This is a genomic window from Dyadobacter koreensis, from assembly GCF_900108855.1.
Lineage (GTDB): Bacteria > Bacteroidota > Bacteroidia > Cytophagales > Spirosomataceae > Dyadobacter > Dyadobacter koreensis.
In genome coordinates this window covers 618362-633560 of record NZ_FNXY01000005.1, presented here as the reverse complement: position 1 = coordinate 633560, position 15199 = coordinate 618362, and the positions used below count along the sequence as shown (strand labels likewise).

Here is a 15199-nt window from a genome sequence, read left to right as displayed (position 1 = left end):
TGATGGCAGTCTCCTGATTCGTAATTGACCTGCTCTGATTATTGCACCGTCTTCAAAGCAGAAATAATTTTTTCAGCAACAATTTCTGCTGATGCAGGATTTTGTCCGGTGATCAGCACGCCATCACTTACCGCAAATGACTGCCAGTCCGCTCCTTTCTGATAATCCGCACCACTTTCCACCAACATATCTTCCAGCATAAACGGAACCTCGCCCGTTGATTTCCCGGCAATTTCTTCGGTGTTTGTAAATCCCGCTACTTTTTTACCTTTTACAAAAGGATCACCGTTCTCACTTTTCACATTTTTCAAAGCTGCCGGCGCATGACATACCAGGGCAACAGTTTTTCCTGCTTTGTAAAATGATTCAATGATATGGATCGAAGCTGGATTTTCAGGAAGATCCCACATCGGACCATGACCGCCAGGATAAAAAACAGCATCATATTCCGTAGCATCGATATCTTTCAAAGCGACGGTATTGTTCAGTCTTTCCTGCGCAGAGGCATCGGCGAAAAATCTTTTAACTGATTCAGTCGTAAATTCAGGTCTTGTACTTTTCGGATCAATCGGTGCTTTGCCTCCTTTTGGCGAAGCAATCGTAATTTCGATTCCTTCTGCTGTCAATAAATAATAAGGAGAAGCAAATTCTTCAATCCAGATCCCTGTTTTTGTTCCGTTGGGTACCTGATCGAAAGAGGTTACCACAAAAAGGACTTTTTTAGTTTTCATATGGTTCGTCATTTGTTTAGTTAAATTTGTGTCAGGTCCCTTCGCATTTACAATGAAAGGAATCAAACAAAGTGATAAAAAAAATGTTGTGATTTTCATAGAGGTTTCTTTTTACAAAGGTCACTAAGAATGTGCGATGAGGATAAGGAGATAGATCACTGTTTTGCTGTGACAAACATCACACCCGCCAGTCTGGAATGGCGTTTAAATTTTAAAATCGATCTCTAAAATAGATCAGTTAAACAACATGAGTTTACGATTAAGAAAACATATTGAGGAAATCATCACACTCTCGGACGCCGAGTTTGACTATATTCTCTCTCATTTTGAATTGAAGAAATTCAGAAAACATCAGTATGTAGTGCAGGAAGGAAATGATGTGGATCAGGAGTATTTTGTTTTGGAAGGCCTGCTCAAATCCACTTATCTGAACGAAGATGGGAAAGAACATATTCTTCAATTCTCTATGGAAAACTGGTGGGTTACAGATTATCAGGCTTTCAACAATCATGAGAAAGCAACCCTGAACATTGATTGCATTGAAGATGTTATTGTTTTAGTATTGACCGATTCTAATAAAAACAAACTTTGCTCAGAAATGCATAAAATGGAGCATTTTTTCAGGATAAAAACGAATACGGGTTACGTCGGCTTGCAGCAAAGGATTTTATCATTTCTCAAATTTGACGCCAGATCAAGATACATGCACCTGATCGAAAAATATCCGCAATTATATCAACGGGTACCAAAAACGCTGATGGCTTCATATCTTGGTGTTTCAAGAGAAACATTGAGCCGATTTTCAGCATGATCTCCTTTTGTGTAATTTTTTGTCAGAATAAAAAACCTAACCATATAAATAAATGCCAAAATTGACGGTAACACTTACCAGATCATGGAATAGGCGAACAAAAAAAATCGGCGTCTTTGATAATGGACAAGAGCTTGGAGTAATGTATAACGGTGAAACGTCAGAATTCGATATTCCCACCGGAAGTCATAAAATCAGCGTAAAATCCGGATGGTATGGAAGTAAGGAACTGGCTTTTACAATCGACGAAAATGAAACAAAATCCCTATCTGTTGACATTTTTAAATATGGAAATCTGATTATTAATTCCTTATCCCTCGTTCTTATTGTCCACTTTATCGCTGTCACATTTTTCAGCATACGATATTTAATCTGGTTCAATGCACCCGCGTTTTTGATCATGGGATATTTTCTAACCCTTGGACGGAATGATTACCTGGTGATCAAAGAAAAATAAGTAAGCAGACAAACCGGTAATTTTCCCGGAGAACACCGGTTGTCTGAGCGCTATGAAGCTATTTCCAATTTACATTGAAGCAAATCAGCTTCAATATTCTTTAACTGGCCGATCATTTCATCTCTGTAAGCCTGCGTTTGATTCACAAACTGTGGTATAAGATTTTTATAATAATCAATGCCGATCATCAGTTGTTCGCTGAACTTTTGAAGATATTTTTTCTTCTTTTCATTCAGCTTTTTTGCGTTCATTTCAACGTCCTTTTTGTAATAATCGACGTACAAATTCAGCTCGTTTATAAACATATTCGGACGCTTCGCCTGACTGAGCAGATCCACTTTCCCATAGATGTGATTCACCATTTCGTCCAGAGAATAAACCTTGGAAAACCAGGCCAGATTAGGCCCCGGACAAATCGAAACCGCTTTATTCTCTCTTGGTTTGATGAGATTATTTTTTAGCAAGGTAGACGTGCTTAGTCCGTCGCACAGACAAAGTTTCTCAGTGATCAGATTAAACTGTTCCTGAAAATCATCCGGGCGGGGTTCCAGTATTTCAAGTTGTTTTATTTTCAAATGCTGGTATTGTCGGGAAGCTGTGCAGATCGGTTCCGTGGTAAATTCTGTATTCGAAACCAGATATTTTTTCTGACAAGGACTTCCCGGTCTTCCTGCTGCGATGCGCTGTAAACGCTCTTTTTCAGCACTGCTTTTCTTAAAATTATTAAATAAAACGCCCAGAGGAGAAGAATTACTGATATAATAATCTTCGCTGCTTGCCTCCGCCAGATCCTTTAAAGTGGCATTATCCACATTGGTAACTTCCGGCACAAGCAAAAAAGGACTTCCCCAGCCTGTCGCATCGACTTCATAATAATTCAGCAAAAAACGATCTTCTTCCGAAGTGCCGATCCCGCCCTGAACGGTAATCCTTTGACCAGGAATTTTGTCTGTTTCATATCCTTTTGCAACAAGCGCCACGTTGTACAATCCGAAAAGCTCGGAAATCATTTCTTTTTTTTTCGTTTTAAACTCTTCCAGAATCGGGCCTAATAAATAACCTTCGGTAGCAAAAGCGTGTCCGCCGCAGTTCAGACCTGATTCGATCCGAAATTCAGAAACCCAAATGCCTTTCTTGGCGAGAAATTTCGCCTGAATAAAAGCCGACCGGAAATCGCTCACTTTCAGGATTATTTTTTTTCTAAAATCACCGTTTTTATTGGGATAAAAATCTTCGAATTTTTCCAGATAATTATATAATCTTGGATTCATTCCTGCCGAAAGAATCAGTGAGGAAGTCAATGTGCTGTTGGCAAAACCACGCAAGGCAGCCGATGCATCCGAAAATTCATCCGGCAACATTTCTCCATGAACATCCCGGTTCAGCTTATCCACTTTTGACATAATATTGACGTCAATCGCACCTTTTCTAAGATTTGCACGCAACTCCTTTTCCAATACAAGTTTCTGTCCGGCATCCTCGCAAGTCAACATCTCAACATATCGTTTTTTAAGCTGTGATGTTTCTGGCAGAAGTTCAAAATATCTGACAATTTCGTTACCTTCTTCAAAAGGCAGCCCTTTTAATGAATTGAATTGTTTATTCACAATTCTTTCCATCAAATCGAGATATGCGGTAATACGCCGGCTTCTGAAGTCTTCTGCTCCGGAATAGATCGGCTCAAAGTTTTCGCCAATTTTCAGTGTATGAAATTTCCTCATCCGCTCGATCATTTCATCATCGACGATCGAGGCGACGGAAGAAATGCCCAGATGGGAAACTTTCATAGGTGTATCGACAGAATATCCCAGTCCTAAAACGGGTATATGAAAAGTATGCGCTGTATTTTCCTGAATCATGATATTTGCTGGAAGTAATAAATTCACGATCCAAAACTATATCGAAGCAGCAAGAGAAAAATTGATTTCAGTTCGCATTATTCATGATTAAAATCATGCAGTATTATTGGTAAAAAAGCCCGTTTGCCAGCAAGAAACTGATAAACGGACTCTCCTTAACTTAATAGTCTACTATCTCCTTTCGTTGTATACGCCAACTTCTGCCAGCGCTGGCGGAGCTGTAAATTCATCTATCAAAATTCTCACTTTTCCTCCCCAGACTCTGTCAAAACGAAGGGTTTTTATTTTTTCAGGACCGGTTATCGTCTGAATGGATTTCCAGGTACCGTTTCCAAAATATTCAACACGGTATTTTTTGATTACTGCATTTCCTCCCTGGGCAATCGTGATCATGTTAAAAGATTTGTCCTGATCAAAATCAATCTCAAACCATGGATTTTTCACTTCTTTATTCGATTTCCAGGACGTGGTAAAACTATCGTCATTGGCAAAATCCATGATATCCATATCTTCGCTCCAGCTCGAATTTGTAGATTGATGCTTGGCTACATTGGACGAAATAATCGGCGCATCCATCTTTCCAAGTTTTGGCACAGTCCCCTTTTTCCAGGTATTCCCCATTTGTTCCAGCGCTTTTAAAGCGTTATCATCAATTAATCCGTCACGGTTTGGGGCGACGTTCAAAATGAAATTGCAATATGCCTGATTAAACGGAACCAGATTATTGTTTACCAGATCAACCGGATTTTTCACGGGAGATGTCGGGAAAGATTTCTTCCAGAACCATGCACTATTAATCGGCAGACACGATAGTGCGGGCAACTGATTGGTTTCTTTCGAAATATGCTGACCGGCACCTTGTTCATACGATTTGATATCGGTGTAATAAAGCGCTTCTTTCGGATATTTTGCTGCGTTCAGATCCATCAGCAAACAATTTGGCTGCAACGTTTTCACCAAAGTATAGATCTCTTCAAACGGCACATCGTCATAGGAAATTCTCGACCACGGCGCATCCCAGCCATCAATGATCAATGCAGAAATCTCGCCATATTTAGTCAGCAATTCAGTCAATTGCGCCTTTACCATATCCACGTGTTTCTTTTCGATATGTCCCGGACGAAGCTTGTGATGCGTATCCAGAATCGAATAATACAGCATCACTTTCAAACCATTTGCCCGAAAACTTTCTGCATATTCCTTTACCACATCACGCTTCAGCGGACTGTTCATCACGCTGTAATCCGTGGTTTTCGTATCCCAAATGCAGAATCCGCTATGGTGTTTTGTTGTCAGACAGCCATAGGACATCCCCGCAGATTTAGCCGCCTTAGCCCATTGATTGCAATCCAGTTTAGTCGGATTAAACATGGCAGGAGAAGCATCCGGATCGGGCCAGTCCTGATCCATGTAAGTGGGAATATTGTAATGAATAAACATTCCAAAACGAAGGTTAATAAATTCTTGCTGAAGCTGGCTTAATGGCTTCGCAGGATTTTGGGATTGGGCGGCAATTGGTGCAAGGAAAATAAGTAGGATAAGGAAGCGATTTAGCATAAAATTGGTTCAAGAGTTGTCAAGGATAGTCAGGGATTGTCACGTTTGTTGGCTTAGTAGCTTTTCAACAGATTTTTGATGATTGAATCTTTTTGGGAGGTTGTCAGCTTGGTGTTGTATTGATAAACTGAATTTTCCCAATCTCCATAAACAGAATTTGGCAAAACAATGAATCTTTTTCCGAATTCAGCGGCAGAAGCATAGGTATTTTTCATGCGTTCCGCTTCGGATTTTTTATCAAACAAAGCACTGAAATCGCCCAGATTATCGCCCATCAGCATAATAATGTTATGCGTTTCAGCAATTGTTTGTCTTCTGGATTCCTTGGAAGATACGTTTTGTTTTAAAATCAAATGATCGTTCGTTGCATCAGGAAAGCCAAAACGAACCAGATTTTCCAGTGTTCCTTTACGTTCGGCTTCTGCACGGTTTGTCAGATAAAATACTTTTATACCCTTTGAAGCAGCATATTTTAAAAAAGACAAAGCGCCCGGAACGGTATCTGCTTTCGAAAGCCCGGTCCATTGCTCCCACGACTTTTGCTCATAATCTTTTCCGACAAGCGACTGCCTCACATCGTAAGGGCTATTATCCAGAACTGTTTCATCAATATCCGTGACAATTGCCAATGGCTTTGACTGAGGCTGTAATAAAGCTTCGTCGACGCGTACATGTGCGATGTTAAATGCCTGAAAACACAATGCTTTATATTCAGCGGCGCGCTGTTGGAATAATGCTGCGAATAATTTCCCGTCGGCTGTAAGATTCAGGGAATTTGTGGAAGTAGTTGATGGCTGTTTGGAAGTGGAACATCCCAGCGCCACCGCTGCGATTATAATGAAGATTTTTTTCATAGGGCAAAGTAAATAAGTTATCACAAAGGCAACTCATAAATTTCCGAATTTACCGCAACATTCCAGTGCTTTACCTCAAACTAATCGCTTTCAGCAACAACCTTCTGCTTTGGGACGTATTGTCTAAAAAACCAGAACTGTCAAACTTATGGAACGTAAAGAATTTTTAAGAAGAGGTTTCTTATCGGCGTTGGGAACATCCTTTATCCTTCCGATCGTCGGTGCTTGCAGCGGCGATACCGTTAATCCTGTTTCCACGACCGAAACGACAACGGGTACAACGACCGGAACAACCACGGGCTCGTGTACAACAACGGCTACGGAAACGGCGGGGCCTTTCCCAACAAAAACACCAAGCTCATTGGTCATGACCGATATCACATCGGATCGCAGCGGAACAAAACTTACTGTTAAAATTACAATACAGAATAAAAATAACAGTTGTGCGGCGTTGGCGAATGCTATCGTTGATATCTGGCATTGCGATGCTGCCGGTAACTATTCCGAGTACGGAGGAACGGGAATGCAGTCTACCAATTACACCAGCGTCCACTTTTTAAGGGGCAGACAAACGACAGACGCAAACGGTTTGGTCACGTTTACAAGTATCTATCCAGGCTGGTATTCTGGTCGCGCGCCGCATATTCATGCACACATTTACAGCAGCTCGGGAACTTCTCTTTTGGTTACACAAATTGCTTTTGATCAAACGATTAACAATACGGTTTATGCGCAGGGTGTTTATAAAAGTCACGGTTTGCAGGATACCACCAATGCTAACGACAATGTTTTTAGCGACGGTGTAGGAACCGAACTTGCTTCCTTTACGGGCAGTATCACAGACGGTTATGTTTTGACACATACGATTGTTGTAAACGGTTAATAAAAACAGAATACGCTGCCGACGTAGATTTCGAATGATCTGATCAAAAACCATGACGAAGGGAATAATTCAGCTGTGTTACCGGAAAATTATCGATGCTTCTTCGGAAAAAGCCTGGGACAAATATGTCTTCGAAGATACCTGGATGGAGTTTTTCATGCAGGCCCAAACTTATACTCAGAACGGCAAATACAATACTTTTCAGGAAATTTCTGACAATGTCCCTGCCGCCAAAGGCATGACTTATGTGGTTAGCACCGCTGCCATTAATTATATCCGTCAACTCAAAGATATCGTACCCGATGTCGCCAATGTGTACGGAAAATTATGTCTGCCTTTTAAACATTTTAAGTTCGAAATTATTCATTCGGATGTGCGGGATAAAGCAAGCCATAAAGTGGCAATTTATTTTTACACCGAACCCATCACCTGGATTGACACCCTGGATGGAAAATTACTTTTGGCTTATGGCGATCAGCGGGAAGCTTTGAAATGCGGGCAAGAAGTGGAAACTGAAATGATTTCTTTACAGCCTTATCTGAATATTTCCAGCGTGATTCTTAGTTCACCAGCAGTCAGGCAAAAAGAAGATAATCTGATTTCATCATCTGAAAACAGCCCGTTATGATCACGCAGACAAAAGGACAAATATATCTGGCCGCCCAACGCGGAATTTCTCAATTATCATGGTTCCGAAGTTTCCATACGTTTAATTTCGGTTCTTATCAGGATGAATTCAGAGTGCCGTTCGGAAATTTGCAGGTATTAAATGATGATACCCTCGCAGCCGGAAAAAGCTGTATCATGAAACTTGAACAAAACACGGAGGTAATTTTGATTCCTGTTGTTGGTGCGGTGGAATTTCATAACAGCCTGGGAGAACCCGGAATTCTGGAAGCGGGCCAGTTGCAGATTTTTTCTGCAGAAAACTCGATGAATTATGAAATCACCAATCCTTACGATAAAGAATTGGTCAGCTTTATCCAGCTCTGGCTAAAAAATGACAATCCAAATTTTGTTGCTGGAAATCAGGAAGGAACGATTGAACTTGACACGAAAAATCAGCTTGTTCCACTTTTTTCACCGAAAGATGAGGGCTTGAAAATTCAACAAGAGGCGTACGCATATATTGGCAAGTATGGTGGAAGAGAAGAAGGAATTTATAAGCTTAAAAATCCGGAAAACGGAATTTTTGTTTTTATCATAGAGGGCGCTTTTGAAGTTCAAAATCGTTTGATGGAATCGCGGGACGGTTTATCGTTATGGAATCCTGAAGAATTAGAATTTGAGGCCCTGTCGAATGACGCAATTATTCTGATTTTGGAGCTGAGTATTGATAGAACTGATTTGTAAAATTTGAGCCAAGAGCAAAAAATATTAGTAAGCTAAGCCTGTCAAAACCATTTTGACAGGCTTTTTCATTCGTTGTAATAGATTTATGTGATTCTCTTGAATCGATTGTTTAATTAATCACGTATTAATTAAAAGAAATCGCAATAACCAGCGACGAAGATAAATACATTGATTTGTACCATCATTACCATAAAACAGCAATCGTTTTAGGCATAGGGGTAATATAACTTTGTATTGTCTATTAAATGGTAATATACTCAACGAGGGTGAAGCGGGCCTTTGCTCTCGTTATTACGATCATCGATCTGATTATTCAACAGATCTTAAATGAGCACTGAAAATGAATATACTTGCGAAACCGGAGCCTAAAAGTTTTCAAGAAACAGCCAGATGCCTGGATAAATGTTCGGGAAGCTGCTGCAACAGCAAAGCAGACGAACGAAATACCTCCTTATTGATGGGTCTCAATGTCGCTAATTGTTATAGCGAAGACGACCAGAATTTTCGTCTTTCCGGCATTTTTTTCAGGGAAATGTTATCAGCTGACGACCGGGAAAATTTGGTTGAAAACATTGTCAGTGCTATGAAGCGTATTGATGGACCTGAAAGCGAGCTTATTTTAAAACAAAAAATAGGCCGTTTTTTCAAGATTGATACAAAACTGGCGCTTGATGTTGCGCATGGTTTAAATGTCAGGATATCGGCAGTGCTGTTGCAGTAAACTCAAATTTAATAATGCTCGGTATTGAAACAATACCATCAAAAATATGAATTTACGGAGTTGAGAAAATCAGGTTCCTAATTATCACTATATTAGGATTATCCTTTACCTGAATTTAATTTTCGCTCCGTTTATGAAACAAATTTTCAGAAAAACAATTCCTGCGCTTTTCTTTTCACAAGTCTTATTCAGTCCCGTTTATGCACAATCCTTAATCGGTTTTGGTGCTGACGCCGCAAAGAAGGAAATCGAGCTGGAGACATCTTTTGACAAACAATTACAGGTCAATAACCTGCGGGACTGGATGAAAAGAATGACTGCTTATCCGCATCAGCTCGGTTCTGCGTATGGTTTGAACAATGCACTCTTTCTACGCGACAAACTAACTTCCTGGGGTTTTGAGGCGCATTTGGACACCGTCCATGTTTTATTTCCAACTCCGAAAGTTAGAATATTAGAGTTGACCGAACCTACAAAATTCAAAGCTTCCCTGACTGAACGCGCTGTAAAAGAAGACGCTACTTCCGGCCAAACGAAAGACGTACTCCCTCCGTATCACGCGTTCTCTGCGGATGGCGACGTTACGGCGGAACTTGTGTTCGTCAATTACGGAATCCCGGACGACTATGAAGAGCTTGCAAAACTTGGCATTGACGTAAAAGGGAAAATTGTTATCGCTAAATATGGTAATTCGTGGCGTGGTATCAAACCCAAAGTAGCTTACGAGCATGGAGCAATCGGGTGTATTATTTACTCTGATCCAAAAGAAGACGGTTTTTTCCAGGGAGAAGTTTATCCAAAAGGTCCTTTTAAAAACGACGCCGGAGCACAGCGCGGTTCTGTTGTCGATTTACCATTGGCTCCCGGCGATCCTTTGTCAAACGGCTTTATTCCGGATAAAGATAACCCTCGCCTGTCGGTAAAAGATGCGCCGAGCATGATGAAAATTCCTGTTTTACCCATTTCCTATGGAGACGCTTTGCCATTGTTAAAAGCACTTGGCGGGCAGGTTGCCCCAGCGTCCTGGCGTGGAGCTTTACCGATCACCTATCATGTGGGTCCGGGGCCGGCGAAGGTTCATTTGAAACTTGAATTTAACTTTGATATAGTTCCTGCGTATAATGTCATCGCCACATTAAAAGGAAGTGAATTTCCTGATCAATGGGTCGTCCGCGGTAATCACCACGATGCCTGGGTTTTCGGAGCGAGCGATCCTGTAAGCGGCGCGGTTGCGGAACTGGAAGAAGCAAGAATATTAGGAGAACTGGTTAAAACTGGCTGGAAACCAAAAAGAACAATCGTTTATTGCTGGTGGGACGGTGAAGAACCAGGATTGCTAGGCTCAACAGAATGGGTTGAGAAATACAAAAAAACGTTATCGGAAAAGACGGTGGTATACCTGAACACAGACGGGAACGGCCGCGGATTTTTAGGTGCCGGCGGATCGCATACGTTAGAAAAATTTGTAAATCAGGTTGGCAGGGACGTTATTGATCCTGAAAGAAATATCCCAATTATTGACCGTTTACGTTCCAGAATGATGGTTGAAGGAAATCCGACGGTCAGGCAGGATGCGAAAACAAGAGCGGATATTCGTATAGGAGCTCTTGGTTCAGGCTCAGATTACACGCCGTTCATCCAGCATTTGGGTATCGCTTCGATCAACGTTGGTTTTGGCGGTGAAGATGCCGGCGGAGATTATCACTCCATTTATGATTCTTACGACAACTATGTCCGTTTCAAAGATGGAGATTTCGCCTATGGTGCTACTTTGGCGAAAACGATGGGACGTTCTGTTTTGAGATTTGCCAATGCTGAGGTACTTCCATTCGATTTTAGTAACTTTTCAAATACCGTCCAGACCTACGCGACTGAAATAAAACGCGACCTTGAAGCGGTTCGAACGAAATCAGATGACCACAACAAGTTGGTGAAAGAAAATCGTTTTGAACTTACCGCCGATCCAAAAGAGCCTTTTACAAAACCAAAAGAAATGGTTTCCGTCCCTTATCTGAATTTTGCTCCGTTGGAAAATGCACTGGCTGTTTTGGAAAAAAGCGCTTCTGCATATTCCCAGGCGAGTACTAAAATGCCAGCGGTTCCGGCGGAAAAATTAGCTCAGCTGAATCAGATTTTATACAAAACAGAGCGTTTTTTGATCAACGATGCAGGTTTACCAAGACGTCCCTGGTATAAGCATCAGATCTATGCTCCCGGATTTTATACCGGTTATGGCGTAAAAACCCTGCCCATGATCCGCGAAGCAATTGAGCAAAAAAACTGGACAGAAGCTGAATCCGGCATTCAACGCGTCAGCGACGTATTAAAATCGTTCAGCGCTGAAATTGACAAAGCCACTGCTTTGTTGAAATAAATTGCATTAAGAAAAATCCAAAGGCTATATGCCCGGCCACTATGAATTCATAATGGCCGGGCATTTTTTTATTAATTCAAAGCTTTTGAAAACAGCCAACGTTTCCTTTAACGACAAAAAAGCATGGAATGATTTTGGTGATATAATCTTGAAAACATCTTATCAACAACCCATCAAAATCATGAAATATCTCCTTTTATTATTTTTATCAATCACCTTTTTTGTTCAGAATGCACCCGCGCAGAATACGAATTCACAGAAAAGATATATCAGAGTTCCGGCTGGTTATCTCATGGTTTTACGTCAGGGGGATGATATTTTTGAGCAGTTGGAAACGTTGGCAATGAAGGAGAAAATCAAGTCTGCAAATTTTACAGGAATGGGTTTCGTAAATGCCCGATTTGGATTTTTCAACAAGGAAACGAAAGAATATGATCCCAGAGAATTCAGCGAAGTAGAAATGGCAAGCATGAACGGTTCCGTCGCCTGGCAAAAAGAGAAGGTATCACTTCATGTGCACGGTGTGGTGACAGATAAAAGTTTTCAAGCTTTCGGAGGACATATGCTGGCGGCGACAGTCAGTACAGGTTCTGTCGAAATTATGATAACCCTTCATGATAAAAAACTGGAAAGAGTGATGGAACAGCCACTAGGAGCGAATGTTTTGAATTTGGGAAATAAGTAATTAATTCTATTGCTGCTTAAACACCGGATTTATTCTAAAGAAAGCTTTCCCTTCAAAATTCACCACATAATCCGATTTGAAATGGGTACTTTTCAAATAATAATCGGTGGTGATAATCTGAGCGCCCGAGTTGCACGCGGCTATAAAATTGCTGTTATCGTTGTTTCTGGCCTGCTGCGTATCCGCATCGGCCCTCGTACGAATGATATATCCCTTTTCTACAAGGTCCTTAATTTCCGTCAGCTTCGAATCGTTTCTAAAAAGAATAGCCGCTTCGGGCGTTCCCGGATCAGCGTTGGCAAACAGCACACGCCCTTTCAGCGATGGATGGCCGGCGATATACATATCCCGCTTGCTTCCTTTATCATCCAGAATAAACACAAATTTCCCCCTTGCCTGCTTTAAGGTCGGCCAATTGGCTTTTAGAACAGCTTCTTCAAGGGTGGCGTATTTTCCCCTGACCATATCCGGGACAATCAGATGTTCTTTTCCTAAATACTCAATAAGCGCCTTATCAACTTCATCGAAAGTTTTCGATGAAAATTTCTCAGGAACTGTCAATTCCGCATTTTTGGACGCATCATCCTTTGCTTCCATCGTAACAAAAACAGGATTATGATCAGGATGCGCTTCTGACCATTTTTTCAGTGCCTGCAAAAAATCAGAGAACGTCAGGTAATGACTGCGAAAATCGATATCCACCATATGAAAAATCTTAAAGCCAGGGGCTTTCATTGTTCCGTCCGGATCAAAGTCTTTCTGATCCTCTGCCCAGCTTAATCCTTTCGGATTAGCGTATTTCCCGCCTTTTTCATCCGCATAAATATCAATTTCCAAATTCAGCAAGCCCATATCAAGCTGGTCGATTATACTCACATGTTCATAATCAATTTTGCTCACCGAAACTGAATCTTTCCGTTGCAGCACTTTGAATAACGCCGGATCGATCGCTTTTTTATAACTATTATGAGAACCGATTACCTGAATCCTGTTCATAGGAAGATTATCCAGCTCATCATTTTTCACAAAAAACAAAATAGAAATCAGGAGCAGGCTTGACAGAAATTTCATAGAAAGAATTTGATCGATTTACGTTTTCGTATTTTTAAAAGCAAAATACAGGATGCTATTACCCGGCAAAGAAAGAATTCAACTATGAACTGAATGTCATCAGAATATTATTTTTTGCCGCCATATAAAACCTGACAATTCGTACAGTAGTAACTTCTTCTTTTAGTCTTGCCGAGATATTCTTTATGAAATGGAATCAGGCAACGCGGACAGATCTTCTTCGTATGGGCCAGCCAATGTTTTTTTAAAGTATTTTTCTTTTTCCATTCCAAAAAATCAAAACTGTAAGCGCGTGTTTCTCTTACCATTTCTTTCAGTTTAGCTTCCGGAATTTTCCCCAGCACACTCAGCGGATGCACACGAATTCTGAACAGTACTTCGTTTTTGATAATATTTCCGGAGCCTGAAAAAATTTTCTGATCAAGTAAGGCGTCGCAGATAAACATGTCAGAAGCTTTTTCCAATTTTTCCTCTGCCTTTCTGCTATTCCAGTTTTCGGACATGATATCGGCTTCCCAATCATAAATTTCTTCTGCATTTTGTTCCAGTATTTTCACCGAACAGGCATAAAAATTCAGCTCTGCTTTTTCGAATTGAAGGCTTAAACGGACCTGCATCTTTTTCCGCTCGTTGATCAGGTAAGACCCGAAAAGCATAAAATGAATGCGCAGCGTAAATCCCTCAAAACAAATCAAAAAATGTTTTCCCCAAGATCTGAAATCTATAACTTTCTGACCTATTACCCTTTCTATATCGATTTTTGCCGTTCCTTCTGCAAATTCGATATTTTCACCTTTGAGGTTCAATTCCTCAATAGCTTGTCTTAAAATCACAATTGTCGGACCTTCTGGCATTTTGCTGATTTCTAATTCGCTGAAAATTTTGATATCGTTCAGTCGTCTAAATCAATAATCAAGCCAGATTTTTCCATATCAGACCAAAAAAAATTAAATTACAGTACATTCTAATTTTCTTGAACATGGAGAACCAGGATTTAGATTCCCAGCCCGTTTTTCTACACGCAGAGCCTGTTCTCGCTGTTAAAAATATCACGGAGACTCTGGCCTACTGGCATGAAATACTCGGATTTCCACAAATGTGGACGTGGGGAGATCCGCCTGATCACGGGGGCGTTTACTGGAACGATGTATTTATTCAATTTACGTTAAATCCGCAGCTTGCATCCGTTTCAAAAGGCAACTCCATCTGGATCAAAGTTAAAAATCTGCAAGCGTTGTACCTATTTCACCAAGAGAAAAATGTGAATATAATAATGCCGATTGAAAATAAACCATGGGGCATGTCTCAGTATGTTATCCAAGAAATAAACGGCTATTATGTAAGTTTTTCATCCGCTATTACCGATCGGGAACCAGGTAAAAATCAATTCCCGGATCAGATTAAAATTGTGGACAGAGTGCCGTCGGTGGAAGAATATAAAAAGTTGATAAAGTCAGTCGGGTGGTCATCCGCCGTAACAGACGAAACGATCGCAGATCAACTTTCCAAACTAATATTTGCAGTGGTTGCAGAGAATACCCTTACCGGAGAGGCGATAGGTTGCGCGTTTCTTTTGGGAGACAATTCCAGTTTCTACTATGTAAAAGATGTTATGGTTCATCCTGACTTTCAGAAACAGCGTGTCGGTACTGCAATAATGCGGCGCTTATCCGGGTGGCTTGACAGTAACGGTCAGGACGGAGCGATGGTCGGACTTTTTACCGGTGAGAATCTTGCGGGTTTTTACAGCCAGATTGGCTTTTCAAAAGCATTTGGAATGAACAAAACGATCCGACGTAAATAGCCAGGCCGTTTTGTCATGTTCTTCAAAGGTGTCGTAGGT

General features: G+C 40.9%; 15 protein-coding genes. 9 read left to right on the top strand and 6 right to left on the bottom strand.

Translation table 11 applies throughout. From position 1 onward, the window contains the following. Positions 1-38: 38 nt before the first annotated feature. Entirely contained in the window at positions 39-731 is a 693-nt protein-coding gene (locus BMY70_RS18375; RefSeq protein ID WP_090337841.1) for a type 1 glutamine amidotransferase domain-containing protein, read from the bottom strand. 247 nt (positions 732-978) lie between these two features. On the opposite strand from BMY70_RS18375, the gene BMY70_RS18370 reads away from it, so the two are divergent. Together BMY70_RS18370 and BMY70_RS18365 are read left to right on the top strand one after the other, a co-directional pair. Beyond that, on the top strand, positions 979-1542 hold the full coding sequence (locus tag BMY70_RS18370) for a Crp/Fnr family transcriptional regulator (protein ID WP_090337714.1): 564 nt from the start codon (positions 979-981) through the stop codon (positions 1540-1542). A 52-nt stretch (positions 1543-1594) separates the two neighbouring features. Then, on the top strand, positions 1595-1999 hold the full coding sequence (locus BMY70_RS18365; RefSeq protein WP_090337712.1) for a hypothetical protein: 405 nt from the start codon (positions 1595-1597) through the stop codon (positions 1997-1999). Positions 2000-2049: 50 nt separating this feature from the next. Here the strand turns inward: BMY70_RS18365 and BMY70_RS18360 are convergent, their stop codons facing one another. The 3 genes from BMY70_RS18360 to BMY70_RS18350 form a co-directional block, all read right to left on the bottom strand. Beyond that, entirely contained in the window at positions 2050-3858 is a 1809-nt protein-coding gene (locus BMY70_RS18360; protein ID WP_090337710.1) for a hypothetical protein, read from the bottom strand. 171 nt (positions 3859-4029) lie between these two features. After that, positions 4030-5415 (bottom strand): alpha-L-fucosidase, encoded by a 1386-nt coding sequence (locus BMY70_RS18355; RefSeq protein WP_090337708.1) that lies wholly within the window; start codon positions 5413-5415, stop codon positions 4030-4032. A 53-nt stretch (positions 5416-5468) separates the two neighbouring features. After that, a complete protein-coding gene (locus tag BMY70_RS18350; protein WP_090337707.1) occupies positions 5469-6269 on the bottom strand; it encodes a 5'-nucleotidase, lipoprotein e(P4) family in 801 nt (266 codons plus the stop codon). Positions 6270-6417: 148 nt separating this feature from the next. Between BMY70_RS18350 and BMY70_RS18345 the strand changes: the two genes are divergently transcribed. The 6 genes from BMY70_RS18345 (at position 6418) to BMY70_RS18320 (ending at position 12285) form a co-directional block, all read left to right on the top strand. Then, positions 6418-7152, top strand: coding sequence for a dioxygenase family protein (locus tag BMY70_RS18345; protein ID WP_090337705.1), 735 nt, complete (start codon positions 6418-6420; stop codon positions 7150-7152). 52 nt (positions 7153-7204) lie between these two features. Further along, positions 7205-7780, top strand: a complete 576-nt coding sequence (locus tag BMY70_RS18340; RefSeq protein WP_177197062.1) for a hypothetical protein — start codon at positions 7205-7207, stop codon at positions 7778-7780. Then, complete coding sequence (locus BMY70_RS18335) at positions 7777-8505, top strand: pirin family protein (RefSeq protein ID WP_090337703.1); 729 nt, start codon at positions 7777-7779, stop codon at positions 8503-8505. The genes BMY70_RS18340 and BMY70_RS18335 overlap by 4 nt, the downstream gene beginning before the upstream one ends. Before the next feature lie 340 nt (positions 8506-8845). Beyond that, positions 8846-9226: a catalase-related domain-containing protein gene (locus BMY70_RS18330; protein WP_090337701.1), complete on the top strand. Its 381-nt coding sequence runs from the start codon at positions 8846-8848 to the stop codon at positions 9224-9226. Between the two features lie 133 nt (positions 9227-9359). Continuing rightward, on the top strand, positions 9360-11600 hold the full coding sequence (locus tag BMY70_RS18325; protein WP_090337699.1) for a M28 family metallopeptidase: 2241 nt from the start codon (positions 9360-9362) through the stop codon (positions 11598-11600). 181 nt (positions 11601-11781) lie between these two features. Further along, positions 11782-12285 (top strand): PPC domain-containing DNA-binding protein, encoded by a 504-nt coding sequence (locus BMY70_RS18320; protein WP_090337840.1) that lies wholly within the window; start codon positions 11782-11784, stop codon positions 12283-12285. Positions 12286-12291: 6 nt separating this feature from the next. Here BMY70_RS18320 and BMY70_RS18315 read toward each other — a convergent pair whose 3' ends face one another. After that, entirely contained in the window at positions 12292-13356 is a 1065-nt protein-coding gene (locus BMY70_RS18315) for a phosphatidylinositol-specific phospholipase C1-like protein (protein ID WP_090337698.1), read from the bottom strand. A gap of 107 nt (positions 13357-13463) precedes the next feature. Continuing rightward, positions 13464-14210: a DNA-formamidopyrimidine glycosylase family protein gene (locus BMY70_RS18310; protein ID WP_090337695.1), complete on the bottom strand. Its 747-nt coding sequence runs from the start codon at positions 14208-14210 to the stop codon at positions 13464-13466. A 125-nt stretch (positions 14211-14335) separates the two neighbouring features. Between BMY70_RS18310 and BMY70_RS18305 the strand changes: the two genes are divergently transcribed. Continuing rightward, positions 14336-15160: a GNAT family N-acetyltransferase gene (locus BMY70_RS18305; protein WP_090337694.1), complete on the top strand. Its 825-nt coding sequence runs from the start codon at positions 14336-14338 to the stop codon at positions 15158-15160. The last annotated feature ends 39 nt before the right edge of the window (positions 15161-15199 follow it).